This window comes from Micropruina sp. (assembly GCF_047602085.1).
In the GTDB taxonomy this organism is placed as follows: domain Bacteria; phylum Actinomycetota; class Actinomycetes; order Propionibacteriales; family Propionibacteriaceae; genus Micropruina.
Genome location: NZ_JASGID010000002.1, coordinates 778356 through 795380, shown reverse-complemented (window position 1 = coordinate 795380; position 17025 = coordinate 778356). Strand labels below are relative to the sequence as shown.

Here is a 17025-nt window from a genome sequence, read left to right as displayed (position 1 = left end):
TTCGAGGTGTTTCCCGTACTGGTGACAGTCACCACGACCTTCGATGGGGTCTCGACGGTGCCGATGCCAGTGGTCGTGTTGGAAGACCAAGTCGCGGTGGGTATCTCGAATGCCTGCGCGGGGGTCGATCCAGGCGCACCATAGGCCAGAAAGCTCGCGGCCATCACGAAGCTCAGCAGCAGGCTGAGCGCGCGGCGTCGGCGAAGTTCACGCGGGCGATGGGCCCCGGGGGTGTGCCACATGAGTGATCCTGTTCACGCAGGGTCGATCAGGGTGCCCTCCCATGTAACACCAGCCGCCGCTCTGACCCGTGTTGCGAAGCCGCGGCCAGGGCAACCTTAGAAGACCTGTGAGTACCTCAACAAACCAGCGTTGGTCCTTGACATTAACCACCAGGTATGACCAAGGCGCGAGGGCGGTCACGAGCACCCGCGTTTCACCCTCCACAGCGCGGCAATCCCCCTGCGACAGTGGACTGTCGAGCCTCTCGCACACGCCGCAACCGGTCGCCGGCAACGCTCAACGTCTGGTTGAGACCGCTGGCAGCTTCCACACAGTCTCTACCCATGCCGTAGAATTTGCGCATTGCAGGGGCGCGCCGGCCCGTGGGCTAGGCAGGCGGCGGAGTCCTGTTGAAAAATGGCACAAGAGGTAGCCGGCGACCTCCGTGCGGGTCAGATGCGCGACAGCTACGGGGACGAAGGGGACGGAGCTATCGAAGAACGCCGTGGTCTACAGGCGGACGACCTGGTGAGCCCGGCTGCGGCTCCCCCGGTTCGTGATGTCGTTGCGATCGGAACTCCACCCGACTCGCACGCCCGGGAAGCAGTGACCGGCCACGACTGGCAGCGGTTGCAGCAGTTGTGGCTGGAGTGGTTTCAGTACGAGAACCTCGCTGACCACCCCGACGCCATCGAGGCCTACCGCACGATCGACGAGGAGGGTCGGTTCAGTTGCCCGATCCTCACCCTGGCTCGGGCGATGGCCGAGGCGACCCAGCCCGACGGCAAGGTCGACCCCGAGGCGGTGCGCCGAATCGTCGCCAACGACGCGGTGACCGTGCACCTGCACTGGCGCAACCACGACGACACCGACGCCGCCGTGCTGGCCGGGATCAGCTATCTCGCCGGTCAACTGGAGACCGCTGCGCCCGGCCGGGGGCTGACCGACGCCTTGTCGACCCGAGACGAGATCGATCACTTCATCGCTGAGCGTCGGCGGGCCGGACAGCCGCCGAGCCCCGCGGTGGCCACCCTGTTCGCCTCCCGTTCGGCACAGTTGGCGCTGGCCTCCGGCAGCCCCGGCACGGCGGCCTCCGAGGTGACCCGGGGAATGCTGATGCACGGCACTGCGCCGCCGCGCGCGGTCGACGACATCGAGGCCGTCCGGCTGCTGTCGCTGGAACTGTTCGGCACCTTTCACCACGGCGCCGAACCGTCGGCCGCCCAGTCGGCGCCCACGGCGAGCGGAACCTCCACCGCCGCCCGGCTGGCCCGGCTGGCCGCCGCCCTGCGCCTGCTCGACCACGCGGCGGCCGATCGCGAGCTGGCCGACTGGCGCCCCGCACTGGGCGAGCGGCTCTGGTCGGTGCGGCTCTACCTGCAGGGCGTGCGCGTGTCGCTGTGGGGCGACCCCGAGGTCGGCCTGGCGCAGTTGGACACCGAGGTGGCACACAACTCGGCCTACTCCACCGAGCAGCACGAGCCACTGGGCCGGTTCGCCCTGCGCCGGGTGCGCGTGCTGTTGCTGAGCGAATTGGGCGCCTCGACGGCAGCGCTCAGCCAGGCCGGACGCATCGACCCGCCGCGCAACTGGGTGCCACTGGCCCGCTCCGCACTCTGGGCCAGCCGGCTGGACGATGCCCTGCACTATTCCGAACAGGGCCTGTACGAAGCAGAGACCTGGCCGGGCGAACGGGCCTCACTCGAAGCCTCGCGCGCTGCCGCGCTGGCCCTGATGCGCACCACGCCGGCCGACCTGGTGCGCAAACGAGTGCGCATCGCGGTGGACCGCTGCACCCAGACACACTCGCTGATCGGGGTCGCAGCCCTTCCCGAGTTCGCTCGCCGGCGGTTGCTCCAGGTGCACGACGACCTCGACTGCGACCCGGGCTGCATTCTGTGCGACCCCGAACTTCGGGCCCGGGTGCAGCATCTGGACGGCCGCTCCCCCACCGGCGGCGTGGCCGTCATGCTGACGGCGCGCGAGCGCGAACTGCTGCCCCTGCTGGCCGGGCCACGCTCGGTGCCAGAGATCGCCCGCGTCTTGCACGTCACGGTCAGCACGGTGCGCAAGCAGATCGTGACCCTTCGGCTCAAATTCGATGCCACCAACCGTGAAGAATTGGTTCGCCGGGCCAGGTTGTCGGGGCACCTGTCCTCGCGTGGCCAGTCGTGAAGCAGCGCCGAACGCGCTGCGCGCCGCGACCCGAATGGCCGTCCGGAATTTCCCTACCGGCGCGGGTGACGGTAGATTAGTGGGGTTGCCTCGGCGAGGGGCCCCGGGCCCGTGATCGACAAGGTGTGCGCGATGCGCGTGCCCTCCCTCGTTCGAGATTCTTGAGTTGCAGACGAGGTAGAGGAGAAAGAGCCACACATGGCTGAAGTGAAGATTTCTGCAGTAGCCCGCACCGAGTTCGGCAAGGGCGCCGCCCGCCGCGCCCGCCGCGACGGACTGGTTCCGGCCGTGCTGTACGGCCACGGCACCGACCCGGTGCACGTGTCGCTGCCCGGCCACGACACCCTGCTCGCCCTGCGGGCCGCCAACGCCCTGCTGTCGATCAGCATCGACGGCACGTCGCCCCAGTTGGCACTGCCCAAGCAGGTGCAGCGCAACCCCGTGCGGGGCACGGTCGAGCACGTCGACCTGGTGATCGTGAAGCGCGGCGAAAAGGTCACCGTCGAGGTGCCGCTGCACGTGATCGGCGCCGACGACAAGGCTGACCGGGTGATCGTGATGGATCAGCAGACCATCACCATCGAGGCCGAGGCCACCAACATTCCGGCCGCCATCGAGATCGACGTCACTGGCCTCGAGATCGGCGATGCGGTCGCCGCCAAAGACCTGAAGCTGCCCGAGGGTGCGGTGTTCCCCGGCGAGCCGGACGACCTGATGCTCAGCATCACCGCGGCCAAGACCCAAGAGCAGATCGACGCCGAGCTCGACGCCGCAGCCGGCGGCGACGAAGAGGCCGCCGCCGCGCCTGCCGAGGCCGAGAGCGAGTAAGCAGCACCGGTGGCTGCATGGCTGGTGGTCGGGCTCGGAAATCCGGGCCCGACCTACGCGTCTCACCGGCACAACGCCGGCTTCATGGTGGTCGACGAACTGGCCCGCCGCGCGGGAACGGGGTTCAGCGCCCCCCGCGGCATGCGGGCCGACGTGGCCGAAACCCGGCTCACCCCGCTGGGCATGGGCCGAGTCGGTGCCGAAGCCCAACGAGTCGTGCTGGTCAAGCCCCGCACATTCATGAACGACTCGGGTGCGGCGGTGCGCAAGGCGTGCGGGTACTACGGCGTCGAACCGTCCGAGGTGGTCGTGGTGCACGACGAACTCGACCTCGACTTCGAGCGGCTGCGGCTCAAGCTCGGCGGCGGCGACAACGGGCACAACGGCCTGAAATCGATCCGGTCGGCGCTGGGCACCGGCGACTTCTACCGGGTGCGGTTCGGCATCGGACGTCCGCCGGGGCGGCAGGCGCCGTCCGACTTCGTGCTGACGAATTTTCCCGCCGCAGCGCGGGAGCAACTGGCACTTGAGATCGACCGCAGCGCGGACGCCATCGAAGCGCTGATCGGGCAGGGGCTCGAGGCGGCGCAGAACCGCTTCAACAGCTAAGCAGTTCGCCACCTCGGGAGGCCTGTCACTCGGCAGCCCCAGGTGGCGGGGGCCGGACGTTGGGGCACGTCCGACCCCCTGGTGTACCTCCTGCACCGGACTTGAGGCGGGAGGTCCTCAACGACCGGCCTCGGGGGGCGGTCGGTTCAGGTCCGAGCGCTCGGTGCACCTGGTTGCAACCGTTGGTTGCCCGATCAACTCTGGTGCCTGCACACCCGCGATCAAGACCGGGATCACGCCTCTACCCACTCATTTGGGCACCCGTTTGGGCACCCCGTCGCAGCGGCGTCGTGCTGGGTGAGGGTGACCGGCTACTCGACGCCGAACAGCGAGGTCACCGAACCGTCGACGAAGACCTCCTGAATCGCCTGGGCCAGCAGCGGCGCGATCGACAGCGTGGTGAGCTTGGGAATCACCAGGTCGTCACGAGTCGGCAGCGTGTTGGTGACGATCACCTCTTCGAACGCGGACGCGTTGAGCCGTTGCGCCGCCGGCCCGGAGAGAATCGGGTGGGTGGCCGCGGCGATCACCGTGGCAGCGCCGTGGTCGCGCAGCGCGGCGGCGGCCTGGCAGATGGTGCCGGCGGTGTCGATCATGTCGTCGACCAGCAGGCAGACCCGGCCCCTCACGTCACCGACCACCTCGCCGACGGCCACCTCGTTGGCCTTATTGGGGTCCCGGCGCTTGTGAATGATGGCCAGCGGAAGGCCCAGTCGGTCGGACCAGTGATCGGCAAGCTTGACCCGGCCGGCGTCGGGCGAGACGACGGTCATGTTGTGGAGCGGGTAGTTGTTGGCCACGTAGTCGGCCAGCACCGGAATGCTGAACAGGTGGTCGACCGGGCCGTCGAAGAAGCCCTGGATCTGCGAGGCGTGCAGGTCGACGCTCATCAGCCGGTCGGCGCCGGCGGTCTTGTACAGGTCGGCGATCAGCCGGGCCGAGATCGGCTCCCGGCCGGCGTGCTTCTTGTCTTGGCGACCGTAGGGGTAGAACGGCGACACCACGGTGATGCGCTTGGCCGAGGCGCGCTTGAGCGCGTCGATCATGATCAACTGCTCCATCAGCCACTCGTTCACCGGTGCCGGGTGGCTCTGAATCACGAAGGCGTCCGCGCCGCGCACCGACTCTTCGAAACGCACGTAGATTTCGGAGTTGGCGTAGGTGACCTGCCTGGTGGGCACCAGATCGACACCGAGCAGGTCGGCGACCTCTTCGGCCAGTTCGGGGAATGCCCGACCGGTGCACAGCATCAGGTGCTTCTCGGTCGGCCGCTTGATGCCGCTCATCGGCCGTCCTCGTTCTCGTTCGTCTGGGGTTTGCTGCCGCGCAGGGCAGCCTCGGCGGCAGCCGCGGTCTTGGTGCCGTCACGTTTACGGGCCACCCAACCCGCAATGTTGCGTTGCTGGCCGCGCGCGACGGCCAGCTCGCCGGGGCCAACCGGGGCGGTGATCGTCGAGCCGGCCGCCACGTAGGCACCGTCGGCGACCTCGACCGGAGCCACCAGCACCGAGTCGCTGCCGATGAAACTGGCCGCTCCGACGGTGGTGTGCGACTTGGTGACACCGTCGTAGTTGGCAAAGATCGTGCCGGCGCCGATGTTGGCCCCGGCACCGACGGTTGCGTCGCCGCAGTAGGTGAGGTGTGGCACCTTGGCTCCCTGCCCGATGGTGGCGTTCTTGGTTTCGACGAAGGCGCCGATCTTGCCCTTGGCCCCCAGATTGGTGCCCGGGCGCAGATACGCGAACGGCCCGACCTCGGCGCCTGGCCCGATCACCGCGAGGGTGGCGTGGCTGCGGACGACGTGGGCGCCCTCGTCCACCTCGACGTCGACCAGGGTGGTGTCGGGGCCGATCACGGCACCGCTGGCAACCGACGTCGCCCCTTCGAGCGAGGTGCCGGGCAGCAGCGTGACGTCGGGGGCCAGGTCGACCGAATCGTGCACCCAGGTGCTGCCCGGGTCGACGATCGTGACGCCCTGCGCCATCCACCGCCGCAGAATGCGCCGATTGAGCTCGGCGCTCAGCGCCGACAACTGAATCCGGTCGTTCACACCTTGCGCCTGCACCGAGTCGGTGAGCACCGTGGCGCCGACCCGGCGCCCGAGCCCGCGGGCGAAGCCGATCACGTCGGTGAGGTAGAACTCGCCCTGAGCGTTGTCGTCGCTGAGTTCGGCCAGCCCCGAGCCCAGCACCGCCCCGTCGAACACGTAGATGCCGGCGTTGATCTCACTGATCGCCTGCTCGGCCTCGGTGGCGTCGCGCTGCTCGACGATACGGACGACCTCGCCGCCGTCGCGCACGATACGTCCGTAGCCGGTGGGGTCGGGGGCGATCGTGGTGAGCACGGTGACCGCGTTGCCTTCGCCGCGATGCGCCTCGACCAGAGCGCGCAGGGTATCGCCGGTGAGCAGCGGAACGTCACCGCTGGTCACCACCACATCGCCGGTCAGTTCACCCAGCCCGGCCAGGCCCGAACGCACGGCGTCACCCGTGCCGCGCAACTCGTGCTGCACGGCGGTGACCACCTGAGGGGCGACCTCGGCCAGGTGCTCCTCGACCTGCTCGCGCTGGTGGCCGACCACCACGACCAGATGATCGGGGTCGAGCGCGCTGGCGGCGTCGACCGCGTAGCTGAGCATCGATCGTCCGGCCAGGTGGTGCAGCACCTTCGCGGTGGACGACTTCATCCGGGTGCCGGCACCGGCAGCCATGATGACGACCGCCGCGACCCGCGGGTGGTCGGTAGTGGACACGAAATCTCCAAGGGTCGAAGGCCACGAACTCTCGCCGAACACCGTCGGCCGAGACTACGGGCCTCAGCCTAACGCCCCCCGCCGTCCAGCGTGACGCGTGCCAGACCCCGTTCGGGCGTGATCAGGCGTCGCCGAAGGTGACCGCCTCGGCCTCGGTGACCGATCCGACCGGCTCGACCTCACCGTCGAGCGCGCGCAGCCGCTGCCGTGCAGTGAACAGCACGGCGACGCCGGCCAGCACCGCCCCCGCACCCACCCAGAACGGCAGGTCGAGGGCGTACTCGCCCAGCACGCCGGCCAGCCACGGCGCGATCGCGCCGCCGGTGAACCGGACGAAGCTGTAGGCGGCCGACGCTGTGCCGCGCTCGGCGTCGGAGACCTTCATCACGGCCTCGGTGATCAGCGTGTTGTTGACCCCCAGGAAGGCGCCGGCGATCACCACCCCCACCGCCAGGACGGCGCGGTTGTCGACGAAGGCGCCCATCACCACGAGCACCATGGCGAAGCAACTCAGTGCCGACACGATGCCGGCGAAGGTGCCGATTTGGCGCTGCACCCAGGGGGCCACGAACACCGACGCCAGGGCCAGCAGTGCGCCCCAGCCGAAGAAGATCAGGCCGATCTGCTGCGCACCCATCTCGAGCGCGAAGGGGGTGAAAGCCAGCAGGGTGAAGAAGCCGAAGTTGTACAGCAGCGCGGTGATGCCAACGGTCAGCAGGCCGGGGTCGCGCAACGCCTTGAGCGGCGCCGACAACGGGGTGGGCCGCCGCTGCTCACGCTCGTTGGGAAGAGTGATCAGGGTGGCCACCAGGGCAATCGCCATCAGCACCGCAACGCCGAAGAACGGCAGTCGCCACGAGATCGAGCCCAGCCAACCGCCCAGCAGCGGTCCGGCCGCGATGCCGACCCCGAGCGCCGCCTCGTAGAGGATGATCGCCTGGGCGACCGATCCGGACGCCGCCTTGACGATGGTGGCCAGTGCGGTCGCGATGAACAGCGCGTTGCCCAGGCCCCACAGGGCACGGAACGCGACGATGCCGGCCACGCCGTCCTGCATTCCCGCCAGCGCCGACCCGGTGATGATCAGGACGAGACCGGCGGCCAGCGTCCACTTGGCGCCGATCCGGCTGCTCACCCAGCCGGTGCCGAGCATCGCGACGCCCATCACGGCCATATAGCTGGTGAACAGCAGTGACACCTCGGACGGGCCGGCGCCGAGTTCGTCCGCGATCGGCTTGAGAATCGGGTCGACCAGGCCGATGCCCATGAACGAGATCACGCAGGCGAATGCGACCGACCAGACGGTGCGGGGTTGACGAAGCATCGAGTTCAGACCTTGTCTGCCGCGGTTCGTGCGGCGGTGAGTAGCTGGTGGAGTAGATCGGCGGCCTCGCGCACGCGATGCTCGGCGATGCCCGCATCGGCCAGCAAGCGGTTCATCACCTCGCCGCGAGCCCGCCTGGCGCGAACCAGGGCGCGGCGTCCGGGCTCCGTGATCACGACCAGGCAGGCGCGGGCGTCGTCCGGGTCGTGGGTACGGTCGACCCAACCGAGGGAGTGCAGCCGTCCGACCTGGCGGGTGACGGCGGGCTGGCTGGTGTGGTCGGCCTCGGCCAGGTCGCCAACGCGAATCGGGCCATGCTCCTCCACCATCACCAGCAGCCGCAGAGTGGCCGGCGGCGCCCCCAGCTCGGCGTGCGAGCTGGCCCAACGCGAGAGCCCGCCGGCCGCGCGGACCAGATCTTCCGGCGCGGAGGAGGTGTGCATGACGTAGGTATATAACATAGGCATGCATTAATTCAACCCCTCGGGCGGTGGCCGCGATGACCGCTTCGCATGGCGTGACGCCGAGATGCGAGCGCCGTGGGAGCCGCCATCGGGGCTGGGCTGCGGGCGGCGAAAATCAAGCGCCAGCCGGTCAAGTGAACCTGTTCGATTGTGGAAAGTATTTTTGGTTTTCCACAAGGTGCGATGGTGGTCAGTGGCGAATCAAAAAGTGTCAGTGGCGGTTCGTAGGTTGAGGGCATGGAGACGCAGTACGAGCATCACGATGATCGCCACTTGCTGGCGATCGTCGATGGCGCCCTGGACGCCTTGGGCGACGACCGGGTCCGGCTGCACTCCGACGCCGACCTGCTAGAGCTGCTGCAGGTGGCGATCAGGGTCGGGGCCAAGCTGTCGGCCTGGCAGAAGCTGTTGGCAGCCCAGATCGAGACCGGCGAGGTGGCGTGGCGCGAGCGGAAGAACTCCACCACGACCTGGCTGGCCGAGGCCGAGAACCTCACCCCACGCGAAGCGGCCCGGCTGATTCGTTCCGGCATGGAGCTGGCCCGCTTCCCGGTCGTGGCACACGCGGCGGGCACGGGCAGGGTGTTGCCTGGTCAGGCCGACGCGATCAGCCAGGTGCTGGCGAAGCTGCCCAGCGAGCTCGACGGCGCCACCGTCGTCCGGGCCCAAGAGTTGATGGTCGGGTTCGCCGACACCCACAACGCGGCCGAACTGGGGCGGCTGGCCACCCATCTGCTGGAAGTCGTCTGCCCCGAGACCGCCGACGAGCTCGAAGCCGAGCGGTTGGAGCGGGAACGGCGGCAGGCGACCCGCGATCGGTACCTGGCGTTCCGCAACAACGGGCACGGCTCGATTCTCGTGCGGGGTTCGCTACCGGTCGCTGACGCCGAGCCGCTGATCCGCATCGTCGACGCCTACGCGGCAGCACAGAAGCGAGCCTTCGAAGCGGCCGACCCGCGCTGCCCCATGCCGAGCCCGGGGCAGCGCCGGGCCGATGGACTGCTCGCTCTGGTCGAGCACCACCAACGCCAAGCAGTAGCACCCAATCATGGCGGCGACCGACCACGCGCCGTGATCACCCTGTCGTACGACACGTTGCTCAAGGCCGCGAACGATGCCGGGCTGGTTGACCCGTTCGGCCGCATCGTCGGCACCGGTGAGCCCGTCAGCCCCAGCACAGTGCGTCAACTATTGTGCGATGCGGACCTGCTGCCGGCGGTCTTGGGCGGCAGTTCGGAGGTTTTGGACGTTGGCCGCACCCGACGGCTCGTCACCCCGGCGATCAGGGCAGCACTCGAGATTCGTGACGGCGGCTGCATGTTCCCCGGCTGCGACAAGGCACCGCAGGCCTGCCACGCGCACCACGGCATTCCCTGGTGGGTCGGCGGGCCCACTGCCTTGACCAACCTGTTCCTGCTCTGCCCGCACCACCACAACATCGTCGAACCCAGCCGAGACCCGGCATCCGACCGTTGGACGATCCGGCTCGGGTCGAACAGCGTGCCCGAGATCACCCCGCCCCGCCGGGTCGACCCCCGTCAGAAGCCCCGCATTCACGCCCGCTTCATGGTCAGACGCCAGTGATGAGCGGGCGACAAATCACGGGGCTGCACTATCGAGGGCCTCTCGCTGTGGTCGCGGTTCGGTCTGTAGTCTCACAGGACACCCCACCTCAAGGAGTTCGACCGATGAAGCCCCTTGCCATCACTGTTGCCAGCGCCGCACTGGTTGCCCTCGCCGGGTGCTCCTCACCGGCCGCGACACCAGTCCCATCCGTATCGGCGGCTCCGGCCGGAACCGACTCGCCTGCACCGACAGCAAAGCCGCAGCCGCTCAACCTGACGGGTAAGTGTAAGCAGACCAACTCCAACACCGAGGACGCCTGGCAGGCGATCACCATCAAGGCGCACACCATCGAAATTCACTGGGTCTCGGATGGCGGCGACACCAAGTCGGTCTACTGGGTCGGCACCTTCACGGCTCCGCAGACCACCGAAGACACCTACGCGTGGACTTCCAAACGGGACCGCAAGAAGACCGACAACGCACTGCTGGCATCCACCTCGAAGACCAAGGCATTCAGCTACGCCGGCGGCGTGCTCGGTTATGAGGTGAGCCTGATGGGCACCACGACGACCGTGAAAGCGGAGCGGATCTGATCTGCGGAAGCCGCCGGCAGGCCCTTCGCGTCTCTATTCGCCGCTTGTGGGCGGGACGCGTGCGCAGACGCCCGGAACGCCCGCCTCTCGGGTTCGCGAGGCGGGCGTTCCGGCTTGTCAGATCCGCATTGCTGCGGCCAAGCTCCCCGGGTAGGAGTCGAACCTACTGCGCTAATCCTGATTCAAAGTCAGGCGGGCCCTGCCGGAAGACCAACCGGGGATCGTCCACCAACTCTACGATGCCTGAGCACACTCCGCACCCCGACGCGTTTGGCGCGCCGACCCCGGGCGGGAGAGACTGGTCCGATGGCGAACCCTTTGGCCGCTCCGGCCGGACGTGCCCGACGCGTGCGCGTGCGGATGACCCGGTCCGAGCGGCGGGAACAATTGATCGACGTCGCCCGTTCCCTGTTCGCCGAGCGCGGGGTCGACGCCACTTCGGTGGAAGAGATCGCAGCCCACGCCGAGGTCAGCAAACCGGTGGTCTATGAACACTTCGGCGGCAAAGAAGGCCTCTATGCGGTGGTCGTCGATCGCGAGGTGCGCAACCTGCAGACCGCGATCCGGGCCGCACTGACCACCCCCAAGGTGGGTGCGCGGCGACTGATCGAACTCGGCACACTGGCCCTGCTCGACTACATCGACGCTTGCCCGGACGGCTTCGCCATCATTTCGCGCGGATCCTCGGCCACCTCGCCCGAGGGTTCGTTCGCGACCATCCTGACCGACATCGCCAGCCGCGCCGAAGACCTGCTGGCCGCCGAGTTCGCCAACCGCTCGTTCGACCCCGCCCTGGCACCCATGTACGCCCAGATGCTGGTCGGCCTGGTGGCGCTGACCGGCCAGTGGTGGCTGGCCAACCGCGATTCCGAGCCGCTCGACAAGCAGGTGGTGGCCGCGCACGTGGTCAATCTGGCCTGGAACGGCATGCGCCACCTCGAGGTCAATCCCAAGCTGGCCCGGCGCCGGCCGGTCGCGCTGGTGACCGAACCCCACGCCTCCGCCTGATCGCGACGCCCCGCCGAAACCTTCCCACTGCTGCTCGATAGAGTCGCCGTCATGCCTGCGCCTGCACCTTCCGCACCCACGTCCGCGCCCGCCGTGGTCAACCTGTTCGCCTACAACGGGCTGGTCATCGGCACCTGGGCGGCCTCGCTGGCGGCACTGCGCGAACGCTTGGGCCTGGACGCCTCAGGCATCGCGATCATGCTGGTGGCCGCCGGAGTCGCAGCGATCACCGCCATGCAGGTCGGCGGACGGCTGGGCGATCGGTTCGGCGCCCGCCGTGTGGCGCTGGCCTCTTTGCCACTGCTGACGGGCGGCTTGTTGCTGGCCGGTTTCGCCGGCGGTTACCTGGCGCTGTTCATCGCCGCTCTGCTCCTGGGCCTCGGCAACGGCGCCATCGACGTGGCAATGAACGCGATCGGGGTGCAGGTCGAGGCCTCCCGGCCGAAGCCGATCATGAGCTTCTTTCACGGCATGTGGTCGGTGGGCAACTTCGCCGGTGCCGGCCTGGTGTTCATCGCCGCCCTGGCCATGCCGGCCGTGGCGGTGCAGGCCGCGGCGCTGCTGGCCACCGTCGTCGGAGTGGCGGCGGGCATCGTGGCGCTACGATTCACCCCCGAGACGGCGGCGGTCAGCCACGCCGACGAGTCTGGGGTGAAGACCCCGATACCGCGCTGGGCCTATCTGCTCGGCCTGATGGCGATCGCATTCGGCCTGGGCGAGGGCACGGCGATGGACTGGTCGGGCCTGCACGTCACCGAGGTGGCGGGCATTCCCGCGGCCCAGGGCTCGCTGGCGGTCACCGTGGTGGCCGGCTTCATGGTTGCCATCCGGCTGCTCGGCGATGCCCTGGTGGCACGCTTCGGACGGCGGGCAGTGGTGCGGTTCGGCGGTGCCTGTTCGGCCCTGGGCTACATGATCACGGCACTCGCCACGCCGCTGCCGATGCTGCTGATCGGCTGGGGCCTGGTGGGCTTCGGCATCGGCATGATCGCACCTCAGGTGTATGCGGTGGCGGGTCACGCCGCCGGTGGCCGCGGGCTGGCCGTGGTGGTCACCTTCGGCTACGCCACCTTTCTGTGCGGTCCGGCCGTGATCGGCTTTCTGGCCGGCCACCTGGGCTTGCAGCGTGCCATGTTCGTGCCGGCGGTGCTGTTGGCGGCGCTGCCCTTTCTGGCCTCGGTGATGCCGGCCGACGAACGTCCGCAGAAGATCACGGCCTGAGCTTGCTCAGGCCGTGATCAACCGTGCGCCGGGCACCGGGCCCATCACCCGCCGGACCGCGCGGCACAGTCCCTGGCTCGACAACTGAACCGACAGGTCGACCGCGGCTGCCTCGTTGGCGGCCAGAAAGGCGCAGGTGGGCCCGGCGCCCGAGACGATCGCGCCCAGTGCACCCAACTCGGTGCCGGTCTGGAGAATGCGCACCAGGCCCGGACGCATCGCGGCAGCGGCGGGTTGCAGGTCGTTGACCAGTGCGGCACCCAGGGCCGCGGCGTCGCCGGCGACCAGAGCGTTCAGCACCCCGGTGGGCAACGGCAGCTCGGCCGGCGCGTCGGGGTTCAGCTCGTCGAACCGCCGGAACACCGCAGGCGTCGGCAACTCGTCCTCGCTCAGCGCCAGCACCCAGTGGTAGGTGCCCCGGCTCAGCACCGGCATCAGTTCGTCACCGCGTCCGGTGCCCAAAGCAGTGCCGCCCATCAACTGAAACGGCACGTCGGCACCGAGCATTGCGCCGAACGTCCGCAGGTCGTCGGGAGTGGTGTCGAGATCCCACAGCACCGAGCAGGCCAACAGCGTGCCCGCCGCGTCGGCCGATCCGCCGGCCATGCCACCGGCCACGGGAATGGTCTTGCGAACCACGATCTCGGCGCCAAGCCGATTGGGCCCGTAGTGCTCGGCCAGCAGCCGCGCCGCCCGAACCGCCAGATTGCGATCGTCGCAGGGAACCTGATCGGCCTGCTCGCCCACGACGGTGACGCTGAACCGGCCAGGCTCGCTCCACCGCACGGCGATCTCGTCGAACAGCGACACCGACTGAAAGACCGTGGCCAGCGGGTGGTAGCCGGTTGGGCGCACGGCACCGACCCGGAGTGCCAGGTTGATCTTTCCTGAGGCCCGAACCCGGATCCAGTCCGGCTCGGGGGCAAGGGGCGTCGCCACGTTCGCGAGGCTATCCGATGGCTGGAGTCGATGACACCCGAACAACGTGGCCGACCGAAACTGCGGCCCCGCAGAGTCGCTGTGGCTGGGCACAATTGCCCACGGCAACGGGTTCGCACCGTCGCTAGATTTGCCCCAGCAAGGAGATGCAATGTCATACCTGGAGGTTTTCTGGAGCCCCTCACGTGAGGACAACTTCACCACAGCCAGCACGCAGGGCAAGGACTCCGCCAAGGCCGCGAACTACCAGTTGGCCAGACAACGCGCATCGGCAGAGGACAAGCCGGGGCCCGGTCTGGTGCCGCTCAAGCTGTTCTACAGCGAGCAGCGCAAGGACAACTTCACCACCGCGACGACCATCGGCGAGCAGAGTGCCCTGGCCGCCGGCTACCGATTCGTTCGGATCGAAGGGTACGTGTGGCCAACACCCCAACCGGCCACCACCGGACTGTGGGCGCTGCGTCTGTACTGGCATGCCGGTCGTGGCGATAATTTTCTCACCACGTGCCGCGAGGACGAAGAGGCGGCGAAGGCGGCCGGCTACCGATTCGTTCGCATCGAGGCCTATGCACAGCCCCTGGTCCGGTTCGACTGACGATCCCGCGCGAGCCAGGGCTCAGATCACGCGACGGCCGCCAGCCTGGCGAAGTCGTGCACGTCGAGCACCTCGCCGCGGGCGGTGGGCTCGATGCCGGCCGCCTCGAGTGCCGACGAGGCCTGCGCCGACGAGCCATAGATCCCGGCCAGGGCCGAGCGCAGCATCTTGCGGCGCTGGGCGAAGGCGGCGTCGATCAGCGCGAACACCTGCTGCCGGGTGGCGGTGGTGTCGGGCGGGTCGCGGCGTTGCAGCGCCACCAGGCCCGAGTCGACGTTGGGCACCGGCCAGAACACCGACGGCGGCACCGACCCGGCCCGTCGAGCACTGCAATACCAGGCGAGCTTCACCGACGGCACCCCATACACCTTCGAACCCGGGCCGGCCACCAAACGGTCGGCCACCTCGGATTGCACCATCACCAGCCCCTTGGCGACACCGGGAAACGTGGCCAGCACGTGCAGCAGCACCGGCACGCTCACGTTGTAGGGCAAGTTGGCGACCACCGCCGTTGGCTGCGGGGCCGGCAGCGCCGTGACGCTCAACGCGTCCGCCTCGGTGACGGTCAACCGGTCGAGCGCCGCGGGCAGCCGTTCGGCCACCGTGCGCGGCAGCCGTCCGGCCAGCCGGTCGTCGATCTCGATGGCGTGCACCCAGGCCAGTTGCTCGAGCAGGCCCAGAGTGAGCGAGCCGAGGCCGGGGCCGATCTCAAGCGCCACATCGTCGGGCCGCAACTCGGCGGCGGCGACGATGCGCCGCACCGTGTTGGCGTCGTGCACGAAGTTCTGCCCGCGCTGTTTCGACGGCCGCAGGTCGAGTTCGGCGGCCAGTTCGCGAATGGTTCGCGGGTCGAGCAGGCCCTCAGCCATCGCCGCGACCCCCATCGCCGCAGGCGCCCCAATCGCCGAACAGGGCGGACGCGTTGGCGTCCAGCAGCCGGCAGAAGCCGGCCAGGTCGGCGCCGCGCCGCTCGGCCAAGAACCGGACCGTCAGCGGCAGCAGGTACGACGCGTTCGGCCGTCCCCGCAACGGCACCGGAGTCAAGTAGGGGGCGTCGGTCTCGACCAGCAGCCGGTCGTCGGGGGTCAGGTCGAACGCCTCGCGCAGCGCGTGATTGGGCTTGAACGTGACCGTGCCCGGGAACGACAGCCAAGCGCCCCGGTCGAGACACTGCCGGGCGAAGTCCGCGTCGCCCGAGAAGCAGTGCATCATGAACCGCCGCGGCACCCCTTCGGTGTCGAGCACATCGAGAACGTCGGCGTGCGCGTCGCGGTCGTGGATCACCACCGCCAGGTCGTGCTCGGCGGCCAGCGCCAGGTGGGCCGCGAACGACTGCCGCTGCAAGCGTTTTCCTTGGTCATCGCGGGTTCGGTAGTAGTCGAGCCCGGTTTCGCCGATGCCCCGCACGCCCCCGGCCCGGACCAGTGCGGCGATCGCGTCGAGCTGGTTGGGCAGGTCGGCGCCCGCTCGCGCAGCGTCGTTGGGGTGCAACGCCACGCAGGCGATCACAGCGCTGTGCGCCCGGGCGATCTCGACCGCGGCCCGCGAGCTGGGCACGTCGCAGCCGACCTCGACCAGGCGATGCACGCCGACCGCCCGGGCCCGCGCGATCGCCTCGGGCACCGGCAGCCCCGAGAAGTCCTGGGTGCTGAGCAGGTGGGTGTGGGCGTCCGTGGTCGGCGCGGGCAGCGGCGGCGGCGCCTCGGGCAACTCGCGACTCAACGCTCACTCCGGCTCTTCAGGGCCGCGTCGTAGAGCGCCCGCCGCGACACCCCATGCAGCGCAGCCGCCTCGGCCACCGCCTGCGACAACCGCTCCCCCGACTCCACCGCCGCCAGCGCCACCGCCAAGGCAGCCTGCCGATCACCCGAAACCTGCGCGCCTTCGATCACCACGGTGAGTTCGCCGCGCACCTCGCCGCCCGCCCACTGCCGCAGTTCGGCCAGCGTGCCACGCAGCACCTCTTCGTAGGTCTTGGTCAACTCGCGGCAGACCACGGCCCGCCGCTCGGCACCCAGGGCAGCCTCGGCGTCGGCCAGAAACGCCGCCAGCCGGTGCGGGGCCTCGAAGAACACCATGGTGCGCGACTCGGTCGCCAATCCGGCCAGCCGGGCCCGGCGTTCGCCGCTCTTTCGCGGTAGAAAGCCTTCAAAGCAGAACCGGTCGGTCGGCAGGCCTGAGACGGCCAGAGCGGTCAGCACCGCAGACGGCCCCGGCACCGCCGTCACCCGCACCCCCGCCTGGGCGGCCGCGGCGACCAGCCGGTAGCCGGGATCCGAGACGGCCGGCATGCCGGCGTCCGTGACCACGACGACCCTCCGTCCGGCCAGCAGGTGTTCCAGCAGCGGCGCCACCCTGGCGCCCTCGTTGCCGTCGAAGAACGACACCACCGATGCCGTGGGCGAGATGCCCAGCCGACGGCACAGGTCGCGAAACCGCCGGGTGTCTTCGGCCGCGACCACGTCGGCCCCGGCGAGCGCCCGCAGCAGTGCCGGCGAAGCGTCATCGGCGTGGCCGATGGGCGTGCCGGCCAGCACCAGCACCCCGTTCTGCGTCATGCCGCTACTGTTCCACATCGACCGCGCAACCCTCGCCGCAGGCGCGTGAACCGGGCTACTCACGCATCGTTAGGATGGCTGGGTGACCGAAACCAACCAGGCGTCCGCAGTCGAGCTCGCCGAAGAGCCGGTCACCGCCGCCGAAGCCCCACCGCAGGGTCTGGTGACGCC

At 69.2% G+C, this 17025-nt stretch carries 16 protein-coding genes and 1 tRNA gene; 8 read left to right on the top strand and 9 right to left on the bottom strand.

What is annotated here, in order from left to right; all coding sequences use genetic code 11:
* Positions 1-639 precede the first annotated feature (639 nt).
* The 3 genes from QM721_RS04520 (at position 640) to pth (ending at position 3834) form a co-directional block, all read left to right on the top strand.
* The gene (locus QM721_RS04520; RefSeq protein WP_415119409.1) at positions 640-2397 is read left to right on the top strand and encodes a response regulator transcription factor; all 1758 of its coding nucleotides are present in this window, start codon (positions 640-642) and stop codon (positions 2395-2397) included.
* 198 nt (positions 2398-2595) lie between these two features.
* Entirely contained in the window at positions 2596-3225 is a 630-nt protein-coding gene (locus tag QM721_RS04515; protein WP_415119407.1) for a 50S ribosomal protein L25/general stress protein Ctc, read from the top strand.
* Positions 3226-3234: 9 nt separating this feature from the next.
* Entirely contained in the window at positions 3235-3834 is a 600-nt protein-coding gene (gene pth / locus QM721_RS04510) for an aminoacyl-tRNA hydrolase (RefSeq protein ID WP_415119405.1), read from the top strand.
* A 311-nt stretch (positions 3835-4145) separates the two neighbouring features.
* Here pth and QM721_RS04505 read toward each other — a convergent pair whose 3' ends face one another.
* The 4 genes from QM721_RS04505 to QM721_RS04490 all read right to left on the bottom strand — a co-directional run bounded on the left by QM721_RS04505 (position 4146) and on the right by QM721_RS04490 (position 8377).
* Positions 4146-5120 carry a ribose-phosphate diphosphokinase gene (locus QM721_RS04505; RefSeq protein ID WP_415119403.1) on the bottom strand — a complete coding sequence of 325 codons (975 nt, stop codon included), beginning with the start codon at positions 5118-5120 and terminating at the stop codon, positions 4146-4148.
* Positions 5117-6586: a bifunctional UDP-N-acetylglucosamine diphosphorylase/glucosamine-1-phosphate N-acetyltransferase GlmU gene (glmU, locus tag QM721_RS04500; RefSeq protein WP_415119401.1), complete on the bottom strand. Its 1470-nt coding sequence runs from the start codon at positions 6584-6586 to the stop codon at positions 5117-5119. The genes QM721_RS04505 and glmU overlap by 4 nt, the downstream gene beginning before the upstream one ends.
* A gap of 121 nt (positions 6587-6707) precedes the next feature.
* Complete coding sequence (locus QM721_RS04495) at positions 6708-7910, bottom strand: MFS transporter (protein WP_415119399.1); 1203 nt, start codon at positions 7908-7910, stop codon at positions 6708-6710.
* 5 nt (positions 7911-7915) lie between these two features.
* On the bottom strand, positions 7916-8377 hold the full coding sequence (locus tag QM721_RS04490; protein WP_415119397.1) for a MarR family winged helix-turn-helix transcriptional regulator: 462 nt from the start codon (positions 8375-8377) through the stop codon (positions 7916-7918).
* Positions 8378-8611: 234 nt separating this feature from the next.
* Between QM721_RS04490 and QM721_RS04485 the strand changes: the two genes are divergently transcribed.
* Both QM721_RS04485 and QM721_RS04480 read left to right on the top strand, forming a co-directional pair.
* The gene (locus QM721_RS04485; protein ID WP_415119395.1) at positions 8612-9958 is read left to right on the top strand and encodes a DUF222 domain-containing protein; all 1347 of its coding nucleotides are present in this window, start codon (positions 8612-8614) and stop codon (positions 9956-9958) included.
* A gap of 104 nt (positions 9959-10062) precedes the next feature.
* Complete coding sequence (locus QM721_RS04480; RefSeq protein ID WP_415119393.1) at positions 10063-10533, top strand: hypothetical protein; 471 nt, start codon at positions 10063-10065, stop codon at positions 10531-10533.
* 142 nt (positions 10534-10675) lie between these two features.
* Here QM721_RS04480 and QM721_RS04475 read toward each other — a convergent pair.
* Positions 10676-10754: transfer RNA gene (locus tag QM721_RS04475), tRNA-Gln, on the bottom strand.
* A 139-nt stretch (positions 10755-10893) separates the two neighbouring features.
* On the opposite strand from QM721_RS04475, the gene QM721_RS04470 reads away from it, so the two are divergent.
* A complete protein-coding gene (locus QM721_RS04470) occupies positions 10894-11541 on the top strand; it encodes a TetR/AcrR family transcriptional regulator (protein ID WP_415120112.1) in 648 nt (215 codons plus the stop codon).
* Between the two features lie 51 nt (positions 11542-11592).
* Positions 11593-12762 carry an MFS transporter gene (locus QM721_RS04465; protein WP_415119391.1) on the top strand — a complete coding sequence of 390 codons (1170 nt, stop codon included), beginning with the start codon at positions 11593-11595 and terminating at the stop codon, positions 12760-12762.
* 6 nt (positions 12763-12768) lie between these two features.
* Here the strand turns inward: QM721_RS04465 and QM721_RS04460 are convergent, their stop codons facing one another.
* Entirely contained in the window at positions 12769-13701 is a 933-nt protein-coding gene (locus tag QM721_RS04460) for a 4-(cytidine 5'-diphospho)-2-C-methyl-D-erythritol kinase (protein ID WP_415119389.1), read from the bottom strand.
* A 151-nt stretch (positions 13702-13852) separates the two neighbouring features.
* On the opposite strand from QM721_RS04460, the gene QM721_RS04455 reads away from it, so the two are divergent.
* Entirely contained in the window at positions 13853-14296 is a 444-nt protein-coding gene (locus QM721_RS04455; protein ID WP_415119387.1) for a hypothetical protein, read from the top strand.
* A gap of 26 nt (positions 14297-14322) precedes the next feature.
* Here QM721_RS04455 and rsmA read toward each other — a convergent pair whose 3' ends face one another.
* From rsmA to rsmI, 3 genes are read right to left on the bottom strand one after another with little or no spacing between them, the layout of a single operon-like run.
* Complete coding sequence (gene rsmA, locus QM721_RS04450) at positions 14323-15165, bottom strand: 16S rRNA (adenine(1518)-N(6)/adenine(1519)-N(6))-dimethyltransferase RsmA (protein WP_415119385.1); 843 nt, start codon at positions 15163-15165, stop codon at positions 14323-14325.
* Entirely contained in the window at positions 15158-16018 is an 861-nt protein-coding gene (locus QM721_RS04445; RefSeq protein WP_415119383.1) for a TatD family hydrolase, read from the bottom strand. The genes rsmA and QM721_RS04445 overlap by 8 nt, the downstream gene beginning before the upstream one ends.
* On the bottom strand, positions 16015-16854 hold the full coding sequence (rsmI, locus tag QM721_RS04440; RefSeq protein WP_415119381.1) for a 16S rRNA (cytidine(1402)-2'-O)-methyltransferase: 840 nt from the start codon (positions 16852-16854) through the stop codon (positions 16015-16017). The genes QM721_RS04445 and rsmI overlap by 4 nt, the downstream gene beginning before the upstream one ends.
* Between the last annotated feature and the right edge of the window lie 171 nt (positions 16855-17025).